General features: G+C 66.9%; 10 protein-coding genes and 1 pseudogene. 7 read left to right on the forward strand and 4 right to left on the reverse strand.

Going from position 1 to position 10,484, the window contains the following annotated elements:
• Window positions 1-450 precede the first annotated feature (450 nt).
• The 7 genes and pseudogenes from IG05_RS0140360 to IG05_RS49800 all read left to right on the forward strand — a co-directional run.
• Window positions 451-786, forward strand: a complete 336-nt coding sequence (locus tag IG05_RS0140360; protein ID WP_030349088.1) for a hypothetical protein — start codon at window positions 451-453, stop codon at window positions 784-786.
• A gap of 404 nt (window positions 787-1,190) precedes the next feature.
• Window positions 1,191-1,970, forward strand: a complete 780-nt coding sequence (locus tag IG05_RS0140365) for a hypothetical protein (protein WP_158839139.1) — start codon at window positions 1,191-1,193, stop codon at window positions 1,968-1,970.
• Window positions 1,971-2,053: 83 nt separating this feature from the next.
• Entirely contained in the window at window positions 2,054-2,899 is an 846-nt protein-coding gene (locus tag IG05_RS44025; RefSeq protein ID WP_158839141.1) for a hypothetical protein, read from the forward strand.
• A gap of 17 nt (window positions 2,900-2,916) precedes the next feature.
• Window positions 2,917-3,534, forward strand: coding sequence for a restriction endonuclease (locus IG05_RS0140375; protein ID WP_107051515.1), 618 nt, complete (start codon window positions 2,917-2,919; stop codon window positions 3,532-3,534).
• 153 nt (window positions 3,535-3,687) lie between these two features.
• Window positions 3,688-4,242 carry a hypothetical protein gene (locus tag IG05_RS0140380; RefSeq protein WP_030349092.1) on the forward strand — a complete coding sequence of 185 codons (555 nt, stop codon included), beginning with the start codon at window positions 3,688-3,690 and terminating at the stop codon, window positions 4,240-4,242.
• Window positions 4,243-4,450: 208 nt separating this feature from the next.
• Window positions 4,451-4,861, forward strand: coding sequence for a hypothetical protein (locus tag IG05_RS0140385; RefSeq protein WP_158839143.1), 411 nt, complete (start codon window positions 4,451-4,453; stop codon window positions 4,859-4,861).
• A gap of 494 nt (window positions 4,862-5,355) precedes the next feature.
• A pseudogene (locus IG05_RS49800) lies at window positions 5,356-5,699 on the forward strand (transcriptional regulator); the annotation flags it as partial.
• Window positions 5,700-5,717: 18 nt separating this feature from the next.
• Here IG05_RS49800 and IG05_RS0140400 read toward each other — a convergent pair.
• From IG05_RS0140400 to IG05_RS0140420, 4 genes are all read right to left on the reverse strand, one after another.
• The gene (locus IG05_RS0140400; protein ID WP_030349095.1) at window positions 5,718-6,341 is read right to left on the reverse strand and encodes a histidine phosphatase family protein; all 624 of its coding nucleotides are present in this window, start codon (window positions 6,339-6,341) and stop codon (window positions 5,718-5,720) included.
• A 425-nt stretch (window positions 6,342-6,766) separates the two neighbouring features.
• A complete protein-coding gene (locus tag IG05_RS0140405; protein WP_037815787.1) occupies window positions 6,767-7,360 on the reverse strand; it encodes a YdeI/OmpD-associated family protein in 594 nt (197 codons plus the stop codon).
• A gap of 941 nt (window positions 7,361-8,301) precedes the next feature.
• Window positions 8,302-8,874, reverse strand: coding sequence for a hypothetical protein (locus tag IG05_RS48160; protein WP_158839145.1), 573 nt, complete (start codon window positions 8,872-8,874; stop codon window positions 8,302-8,304).
• 92 nt (window positions 8,875-8,966) lie between these two features.
• Window positions 8,967-10,184, reverse strand: a complete 1,218-nt coding sequence (locus IG05_RS0140420; protein ID WP_030349099.1) for an IS110 family transposase — start codon at window positions 10,182-10,184, stop codon at window positions 8,967-8,969.
• Window positions 10,185-10,484: the final 300 nt, after the last annotated feature.

Genomic DNA, 10,484 nt, shown 5'->3' on the forward strand with positions numbered 1-10,484 from the left:
CGCCCAGCACGACCAGGCCAGGTGCTGAGGCCGAACTGAGTTCAGCGCCCTGCGAACGACTGCCGGACCGATCCATCTCATTGTGTTAGCCGCTGTTAGACCCAGAAGCTACCCACAACACCCTGGCCATTCCCACTGCAACCCACACAACCCCAAGTCACAAAGCCCACACCCCACCCCACCCCACCCAGTTATCAACCCACCCCCAACACACCAGCTCACCAACCACCCCACACACCAACCACCCCCCGCCTCAGCGACAACCGGTGCCAGACCGACGTCGCGGCCCAGTCGGGTGGACGCATCTGAGGAAGCACTGCAGTCTTCCCTGTCACGGCCCCCTCAACGTGAGGTTGAAAAAGGCTCAAAGTGCCTCCTGGCTGGCGGGCCGGTGTCTAAGCTCCTTCCAGCTCTCGCAGGGAGCCCCATGGACGAGGAACGGGAGATTAGATGGCCCAGGTACGGATCACTGGAGAAGTCCCGAACTTGAGGATGCTGCTGGATGACCTCAACAGCAGTCCGGAATTCTCGGTCGGTGCATCCACGTCCATCGTCCGAGTCGAGCAAGAAAGTCACCGGCTCGGCAACGCTGAACTCGCCACCTTAATCATTGAGGTTGGCGTAGGTGTGGCCAGCAGCGCCGTGTACGACTTACTCAAGCGCGCGGTGGCGTCCGCCCGCAGACGCGGCGCCCTTACGACGGAGGGGCTGGGCACACCCGAGAGCCGGGAGCAGCGTCCCGAGGAGGAGACAGCGGAACCTGATGCCGTCGACTCCGGTGCCTGAAGTGTTTGCGGCGCCCCTGCTATCTGCTGGTTCCTGCGGCTGGCATCTGGTCGTACGATTCCGGTTATGACCCGTCCGCAACAGGTGATTGGTTCGCCCTAGAAGGTCACTCCTGGCTCGACCTGCGCTTCACCTACGAGGCGCTCCTTGACATGGAGAACCTCAGAAACGTCCGCTGGCATCCTGAGCACGCCGTGGAGACCGCGATCAGCCTAGCGTGGCGAGCGGCCGAGTCCTTTTCTGGCATGACTACGAATCCCCGAAGCCAGGTAACCGACGGCCTCCTACGGGGGCAAGTAAGACACGTTCTGGTCGACGGACTGCACTTGACCACCCGCTCCTTGTGGGAATGCGCCTCCACACTGGATGAGCTTCGGCCCAGTTGGCTGACCGATGAGCGAAACTTGACTGAAATATCCAAACTTGTCAACTATAAGCTTGACGAGCCGGTCTACGGCGACGCATGGAAGGTGGCGAATCAGCTCTGCCCGGCAGGCACGACACCAGCCATGTTTCTGGTCGTCGTGCACCTTGCCACCAACCCGGCCTTGCCTTACTGGGGCTCGCCGATCACTCACTTGGACTGGGACGACATCTACCCACCAAGCCGATTCGTTAAAATCTATAAGTTCATCGCCCGGAACATGCACTTGCACGACTTCCCAGGTATGGGCAAAGAAGAGGGTATCGCTTACCTACTCGACTCAATCCCGCGTAAAGCGGGCGTGAGCTATGCCGAACCGATCACCCATGCCGAGCCCGGCTTGGACGATCACCCTGCCGCCGACCAGCACTTGGTCGGTGATCTCAACGCCGTCATCCGAAGTGGCCTGTACCTCCGCCACCACTGGAGTGAGTCGCCATCTCGCTTCATATTTCCCAGCACCACATCGGTTTATGTGATGGCGGATGGGGGGAAGGACGAGTTCGACCACCTCAGTTTTATCCACGGCGCGGCACATCCGCCGCTCATGCAGTTCGCCGATGGCCTCTGGTCCGGCCCTTTGTTGCGCGACAGATCTGCAGAATTTCTCCTCAACGCGTGGGCGCATAACACCTTGGATGCTCTCATTGCAGGCAGCGATCCGGAAGACCAGTCATACCTCCCGGAACCGGCGCGACTAGATCAGGTATTTGAGCGCTTCCGCCAGCGGTATTTGAGTGACAGTATGGCCATCTGGTAGCAAATGACTGCACCGCAGCGCCGTCTGTCCCAAGAGCAGCGAGTCCTTTGACTCCTCCGCAACCTATTGACCTTCATCCAAGGGTGATCGAGGAGTTTCATCCACCGGGTCTCATAGGTAAACCGGTCTGTAACCTCGTCTTCCCCCGGGGAGACCTCGGCCGTGCGGGTGACCACGCCGTACCGGCTCCCGGCGCCGTGACCGGTGCGGAACGTCCAGGCGACCGGCTCGTCCTCGCCCGGGTTATGGATCGTCTCCGCCTGGCTCTCCTGGCCGCCGCCGTCTGCATCCTCCGCAAGGTCGGCGTCCGGCTGGGCGGCTGGGCGTACAGCCGGATCGAGTCCGGCGCCTGGTGGTGGCTGTTGGCCGCCTCCACGGTCGTGCGGATCGTGGCGGCCTACCACGCCCGCCGGGACGACTGGCAGCCGAAGCAGCACCCGGCGCAGCCCGAGAGCGAGCAGGATCAGCTTGACAAGGGCGCCCAAGCCACAGTCGAGCAGGCCCCTGCCGGGCCTGCTCTGCCCACGATCGCCGACCTCCTCATCTCCTCGCCAAGGTCGGCACACCGCACGCTCACGTGGCCATCCTCGCCGCCGACATCGGCACCACCCCCGAGCGCGTCCGCGAGGCGCTCGACAAGTGGCAGATCCCCGTCGAGCCGGTACGCGTGCAGGGCCGCGGCACGTCGACCGGCGTCAAGGGCGGCCCCGTCGCTCACCCAGATCGCCCCGCGCCCGGAGGACGTTGCCGTTGTTGCCGCAGGTCAGCCCGGCAACAACACCAGCAACAACGCCTTCACCTTGATCGATGACGACGTCAACCCGGTCCGCACTCACGTCGTCTGGAACACCGCCAAGAACGGATCACTCATCTCGATGAACAGGCCCACAGATGATCCGGAAACCCGGCATGATGCAGCGTCAGCATGAACGTCTGGGGGGACACCATGAGCACACCCACGCACAGAACCAGGCCAGTACCGCAGGGCGTCATCGGCTGCATCGGTCTGCCGGCCGTAGTCTTCCTCGGCGTCGCCGCCCTCCTCATGTACGCGGACGGCAACGAGGCGAGCGCCGTCCTTATGCTGCTCCTCATCGTCGGCGGCGCGGTCACGGTGGGCCGGGCACAGCTGCGGACGCAGGCCGAGCAACGCCACATCAGGGCCGTGCAGTCGACCGAGATCGCCCGCTACCACGCCATGAACTCGCGTGAGTTCGAGCAGGCGATCGCGTTCCTGTGCGAGCGGGACGGCTGTCGCGGCGTGCAGGTCGTCGGCGGCGCCGGTGACCTCGGCGCGGACGTGATCGCGACGGCTCCGGACGGGCGGCGGATCGTGATCCAGTGCAAGCGGTACGGGCCGACCACGAAGGTCGGCTCGCCGGATCTGCAGCGATTCGGCGGGACCTGCTACAGCGTCCACCGCGCGCAGGTCGCCGCGGTCGTGACCACGTCAGTGTTCACGAAGCCCGCGGTCGGCTACGGGACTCAGCACGGTATCCGGCTCGTCGACAGCGGGGCGCTGGCGGGCTGGGCAACGCGGACCGGGCCGGCCCCGTGGATGTGATTCGGCGGCTGGGGCCGCGTACCTGCCACGCTGGGCTCCGGTCCCGCCGGTGCCGGGTACGCGGCGTTCGGGTCACAGCTTGACCACACCCGCCACACGGCCAGCACACGCGTACGCATCATTCCCACACCGCACGATCCCTGGGGGGGACCCATGAACAACACCACACCCACGCCACCGCTCCCCGCCTTCCCGCCTCCACCGCCGGCGCCGAAGAAGTCCCGCACCAATCTCGTCATCATCGGCTCGGCCGCCGCCGTTATCGCCGCTGTCGTCGCCACCGGCATCGTGGTCGTACAGTCCGGCCACGACGGCAGCAAGCCGGCCGCCACCGCCAAGGCGAGCGCCCCGGCCGAGGAGGCAACGCCCGCCAGCGCGGAGGAGTCGGAGCAGACGTACGCCACGGTCGATGCCGACAGCTTCGACATCGAGCTGCGCACCACCAAGCGCCAGTGCTTCGGGTCGGCGGGCTGCAACCTGACGGTCGAGCCGAAGATGACCTTCCTGGGCGACAGTGGCAGCATCGACCCGGACGCCGTGTACGAGATCACCTACACGATCCGCGGCGACGAGTCCGGCCCGGTCATCCAGACAGCCGAGCTGTCGAACCAGACCAGCCTGAACTACACGCCGTCTCTGATCCAGACTGCTTCGGCGGGTACGAAGGTGTCCGTGAGCATCACCGACGCCACGGAGCAAGGGGGTTGATCGTGTACTCGGTTATGGCAGGCGTGCCAGCTGGGGCGTAGCGTCCCGGGCAGCGGCAGTTGTGCGGCCCGGTCCGTCGGGCGGGGATTGTGACCCTGCCTCCCCCGTGCGACTGCCGCGTGAACGTCCAGCGGCCCGCTCCGGTTCGTCCGGGCGAGACCGTCGTCTCGGGACGCAGAATCCACGGGCCCGATGTACCTTCCGCCAGGTGGATTGGAAATGGACCATAACCGCCGTATTGCCAGTGCTGACACTGATCCTCGGTGTCGCGCTGAACCAATGGGCCGACGCCCGCAAGGAGGCCGCAGCTCTCAAGCGTGAGAGACAGCTGCGCCTCCTGGACCGCGACCAAGCGCGCCTCGACCGCCGGGAGTCGTTCGAACTGACGCACCTCATCGAAGTGCACGAGGCGCTCACGGAACTCTTCACCGTGGCGCTCGCACTTCATGAAGCGGTGGAGGCCGGCGTCCAGGCGGCACCGGAGTTGAACAGGCGGCTGGCAGCTGCTAATCGCAAGGTGCACAGCCAGAAGGGCCTCGTACTAGACGAGCAGGCCCGGCACTGGACAACCTCAGCCCACGCGTACATCAACGACATGTCCCGTGGGGGTTCAATCTAGCGGTCTCTTGGCGCCGTGGAGACGGCGCAGGAGGCGATCGCTACGCGGGTCCGCGATATCTACGGTCCGGATATACGCAGCGCGCCGTTGAGCAGTGAGGGGAACCGACACTGATTGTGATCATGCGATGGCCCCGCCCGTCGACCGCGAGGCCGGCGAGATGCGCACCTGGCGACTGGACCGCCTCCAGGCAGACGACTCCGAGACCCCGTACAGCCAGCCGGTGTGCTGCTGGACTCCGGCAGCCCGGAGGAGGCCCTGGCGCTGATCGCTGAGTTCACCGAGAGCTTCACCGGTCTCACCCGCGACGCTGTGAACGCGTGACCTGAGCTGGTTCTTCTTTCGTCGTGGCAACGCCGGGCCGCGTCTTGGCGGCAGCGTCGCCAGTGGGACCAGTCCAGTGCGTTCTCGAGCGTCGTATGGGGTTCTGTAACGGGGCAGGAGATGTTCCAGGAGCCGGCGGATCTCTGCCACGGTGAGGACGACGACGTTTCTGGGATGCCACGACCACCGTGGCGTATGCCGCCGAGCTCGGCTACGAGGTGGCCCCGGTGGACGCGTTGGTGCGACGCGAGAGCGGCCCTGGACGGCTGCGCGACGCCTACGTCGCGACCATGGGCGGATCTCGGGGTAGTTCCTTGAGGCGATGGACGGCTACAAGAGCCGTGATCCGCAGCTGGCCGTCATGGACGCGGTCGAGATGACCGTCAAGGGCGGCATAGGCAAGCTGCGGGAGGAAGCCGGGGCAGGCCTGGGCCGCCCTCGCCCGGCCAACATGGCGGTCCGACATACAGGCCGCCGTGATCTCCCGGGCCGGATCAACATGCACCTCAAGATGTCGACACAGCTACGGGCCTCAGACGTGGAGCTCTGGCGGGAACCCGGTCCAGCGGAGCTCGGCGGGGAGGTGGCCGGTGTCGTTGAAGAGGAGGACCGCCGGGGGACGGTCAGGTGTGTAGCGGATGACGGTCAGGGCCGCGTTGGCATGGTTGATGCCCAGCCATCGCCACTTGGGCGCGTCGAGGGCGGCTCGGATGAGCCAGCCGAGGAGGAAGTTGTGGGTGACGACAAGCTCGTGCCGCGGTTCATCTCCGACGACGGTGCCTGTGAACTCTGCGAGTGCCGCTGCGGCGAGCCCCGGGCCCTGCTCGCATTCCTCGGCCGTGAACTGGTGCAGGAACTCGATCCAGTCGTCCGCTGCCTGCGGTGGAAGTTCCTCGCGTGCGGGCAGGTAGGGGAGGTAGTCGCCGGCCGCTTCGGAACGACGGCAGGGAACTCCGTCGAGCTGCTCACCGACCAGCCGGGCGGTCTGTTCGGCACGGGCAAGAGGGCCGTGGTGGATCGCCGCCAGTGGAACCCCGCTGAGCCGCTCCCCCAGCAGGGCAGCCTGGCGGCGGCCCGCATCCGTCAATTCACTCTCATCCGGCGATGCCTCGCCGTGACGGGCGAGATAGAGGTAGCGGGCGGCCGTACCGGTCATAGATGCGTCCTTCAACGAAGTCGATCTTGCGGACTCAGGGAAGGACGCCGACCCACGCGGACCGGTTCCCGTGAAGGATGAGCGCGTTGCATCCAGCTCCGGCGCGTCCGGATCGCGCAGCGGTCGCAGACAGCTGTGACCTGTGGCGCCGAGCTCCTCACGGCACCGACCGACATGCCCTATGGCGCACGGCAGGCGATGCTGCGTGATCCGTTCGGCCCCGTGTGGATCTTCCTCACGCCGATCGCGGCAGCATGATGCGCCTGTCGAACGTCGCCGAACAGGAAGAAACCAACCTGAGCGGTGCGCCTGCCCGGGGCCTCTGCCGTTTTGTTACGTTCAGTGAGGGCACCTGGTCGCTGCTGACGGGGCCGCAGGCGCGCCGGGACCCTGCGGCACCACACGGCTGCGGCCCCCCTCCGTGACTACGGGTGCAGCTTCTCGCCCTTCGCCAGCATCGCTACGTACTTCTCTATCCGGCGCGCCCGGGTCTCGGGCTTCTTGGCGTCTTGGATCCGGTAAAGGATCGCGTAGCGGTTCTGCCGGTCCAGCGTCTCGAAGAACTCCGCCGCGGCCGGGTCGGCGGTCAGGGCCTCCGCGAGGTCGTTCGGCACCGTGGCGGTCTTCGCGCCGTCGTAAGCCGCCTCCCAGCGGCCGTCTGCCTTGGCGCGGTCGACCTCGGCCTGCCCCGGCGGACGCATCCGGCCCTGCTCGATCAGGGCGGCCGCCTTGTCCCGGTTGACCTTGGACCACTTGCTGCGCGGCTTGCGCGGGGTGAACCGCTGGAGCCACCACTGATCGTCGAACTTGGCCTTCTGGCCGTCGATCCAGCCGTAGCAGAGTGCCACGTCGAGCGCTTGGGCGTAGTCCAGCGCGACGATTCCGGGGCCCTTCTTGCGAAGCTTGAGCCAGATGCCGGACGAGGCGGCGTGGTTCTCGCCGAGCCATGCCTGGAATGCCTCGGCGGATTCGAATGCGACGATCTGCAAGTCCTGAGTCACCCTAGCAGCGAACCACACCCGGCCGATTGCAGTGACGCATTCGGGCACGGCCCCGGATGCGGGATGCGGTGGAGCTGCGTGGTCATTTCTGTTCTCGACGCAGAACGATCATGCAGGAGCCACAGGCTTGCTCAAGTACGACGGAAGGCGTCGAGTTCTCGTCACGGCCGACGAGACGGCCAGGGCCGGCCCGGCCGGTCAGGAAAGGAGCCCTGAGCCGGGCATCTGCTCGCCGACGCCGCCTTTCCCGTGTCCGGCGGGAGGGGCGGCGTCGTCGTACGGGGTCAGGCCCGGCGGCGGAAGAGACCGCGGAGCTTGCCCGGCTCCTGGTCGTGGTCTTGCTCCGCCTCCAGTGGCGTGGCGGCCTGGATGCGGACGGCTTCGGCGGCTTCCTGGCGGGCGACGTCGTCGGCGGGTGGGTGGTGAGGATGAGCGACGACCCGGTGCGCAGCAGGTACCTGAAGAGGTGCCGCTGGAGTGTGACGTGGAGTGCAGGGGACGGGCCGGTGAAGCGGTGGGGGTCGACGTCCTTACTCGGCCACGGTGAGGCCGGCGAGGTGCTGGACGGCCTCACGGGTGATAGCGGTCGGGATCGGGGGGCCTTCAGGTAGCGGCGCAGCAGGTCGGCGTCGAGGGCCACCGTGAGTCGCTGTGGCGTGAGGACGGAAAGGAGCGGAAGCCCCAGTTGCGCAGAGCACGCCCACGCGGGCCGATTACGCCGAGCGGGCCGAGCTGGCCCGCGTCAAGCCTGCCTCCGCCCTCGGCAGCGCGCCGAGCCCGGAGGCCGAAGCGAAGGCGAAGGCCCTGCTTGAGCGCCTGGGCGGCGCCGCGCACGGCGGGCGGCCGCGTAGTGGCGCCGATCGCGGTCGGGCTCGGTGACCGGTACGCACCGGTGCTGTCGCTGACGGGCGGCGACACGGAGCGGCCGGGCCTGCTCGGCTACATCAAGGGCCTGCGGTTCATCCGGCGAGGCGTTCGAGACCGCCGCCGCGGTCACCGCCACCGAACTCCTGCGCTTCGGGCACTCCTGGGCCGCCGTCCATGCCATCCACGCCGCCCGCCCCGCCGGCCGGTACCTGCTCACCCTGACATCCAAGGAGTACGCGGGCACCGGCGTCCAAACCGTCCACCCCGACCAGTAGCTGTCCGCCGCCTTGGCGGCCGAAGACGGTCGCCCCGCCTGCCCTGCCCTGGCGATCGCCGCGCTGCCCCAAACCTGACCTGCCGCCGCTTGGCCCCGCGGGCCGTGCTCGGCATCGCCCGACTTCCCAATCTTGCCCGTCCGGCGAAGTGGAGACAGTCACGACTCCGTCGCCGCCCATCGCCTCGATGTCGCCCTGGACCTCGCACGCCACCGTGACCTTCACCGGGTAGACCGACTCGGGAGTCAACTCAGCGAACTGCGCGAAGATCGAGCTCCTGTCGATCAAAGACCAACGTTGGCCCGCAGCATCAACGAACTGAACCTCGACGATGCCGGGAAACGGCTCGTCATCCACCCAACGAACCGCTTCACACCGCAGCTCAGGCACTCAGGCTCCCCTCCTGGGTCCGGACCCCGGCGACAACGAGCGCCAGTATGCCTGAGACCCTGGGCCCGTTACGGGACTTCCCAATGCTGATGTCAAGCCGCGACTGCGACGGGGGGTGAAACTTGGTAGCACTCTCTGTCACGAATCATTGCCCACAGGACGTTGACGCGTCGGCGGGCGAGGGCCAGGAGGGCCTGCTTGTGTCCCTTCCCCTCGCTCCGCTTTCGTTGGTAGTACGCCTTGGAGGCGGGGCAGCACTTGAGGCTTGCTAGTGCAGACAAGTACATCGCCCGCAGCAGCCCGCGGTGGTAGCGGCGGGGTCTGTGCAGGTTGCCACTGACGCGGCCGGAGTCGCGGGGCTGCGGGGCCAGGCCGGCGAAGCCGGCCAAGCGGTCGGCACTGCCGAAGGCGTTCATGTCCCCGCCCGTGGCGGCGATGAACTCGGCGCCGAGCCTGGCGCCCATGCCGGGAAGGCTCCGTATCACCTCGGCGTGCGGATGTTCGCGAAACCGGGCCTCGATGAGAGCGTCGAGTTCCGCGATCTCCTCGTCGAGGGCCATCACCCCCTTCGCAAGGCGGACCACCATGGCGGCGGCCAGCCTCTCGCCGGGCAGCGCGGTGTGCTGGGCCTGGGCGGCGTCCACGGCAGTGCGAGCGAGTGCGGCGGCGCCTTTCACCTTGCGGTTCTTCAGCCAGGTCTCAATCCGTTTCGCACCTGTACGGCGGATCGCTGCCGGAGTCTGGTAGCCGGTCAGGAGCATGACCGGACCCTTGTTGGTCAGGTCCAGCGCCCGCTCCAAGGCCGGCAAAATCTCCAGCAGTTGAGCCCTGAGGCGGTTGATCTGGCGGGTGCGGTCGAAGACGAGGTCCAGGCGCCGGGTGGTCAGGGTGCGCAAGTCGACGGCGATCTCGTCCCCGGGCCTGAGCAGCCCCAGGTCCCGGCGGATACGGGCCTGGTCGGCGATGACGAAGGCGTCCTTCGCATCGGTCTTTCCCTCACCCCGGTAGGTGGCCGAGGCTCGGTGCACTGCCAGGCCGGTGAGGTAGGCGACAGACTGACCGTGGGCGGTGAGCAGGCCGATCATCAGGGCGGCACCACCATGGTTGAGGTCGACGGCCCACAGCACGTCGTCGGATATCGCCAGCACGTCGCCGAGCAGTGCGAGCAACTCGGTCTCGTCGTTCTGGATCCGGCGCGACAGCAGCCGCTCGCCCTCCGCGTTGATCACCACGGCGTGGTGATGCGTCTTGCCGATGTCCACCCCGGCCCAGATCTCGGGCACGTTCCCCTCCGCCAGCTCGTCGTACATCGATCCCGCAGACGACCTCGCCGGCGTTGTCCTACAGCAGCGATCGAGTCGCGTCTCCCAATCAGCGGTCGAGTCGTCGCGGGGCTCCGGGCGGCCAAGTCCCGTAAGCCATCCAGCGGCTCAGCCTTTACAGCCATGCCCGGAGCCCCCGGGGTCCTCCGATCTTACGAACGACCAGATCAGACCCACGTCTTCAAGGTAGGACAACCCTTACGAGCTCGTGCACGGTAGGCGGGGAGGCGTCGAGTTCTCGATCGTCGATCATGGTTGTGTGGTGGGGAACGCGTCTCGTGCAGCGAT

Source organism: Streptomyces sp. NRRL S-1022 (genome assembly GCF_000720135.1).
GTDB lineage: Bacteria > Actinomycetota > Actinomycetes > Streptomycetales > Streptomycetaceae > Streptomyces.

Excerpts from the sequence above, each read along its gene's own strand:
- IG05_RS0140360 (WP_030349088.1), top strand. The coding sequence starts at position 451 with ATGGCCCAGGTACGGATCACTGGAGAAGTCCCGAACTTGAGGATGCTG.
- IG05_RS0140375 (WP_107051515.1), top strand. The coding sequence starts at position 2,917 with ATGAGCACACCCACGCACAGAACCAGGCCAGTACCGCAGGGCGTCATC.
- IG05_RS0140380 (WP_030349092.1), top strand. The coding sequence starts at position 3,688 with ATGAACAACACCACACCCACGCCACCGCTCCCCGCCTTCCCGCCTCCA.
- IG05_RS0140400 (WP_030349095.1), bottom strand. The coding sequence starts at position 6,341 with ATGACCGGTACGGCCGCCCGCTACCTCTATCTCGCCCGTCACGGCGAG.
- IG05_RS0140420 (WP_030349099.1), bottom strand. The coding sequence starts at position 10,184 with ATGTACGACGAGCTGGCGGAGGGGAACGTGCCCGAGATCTGGGCCGGG.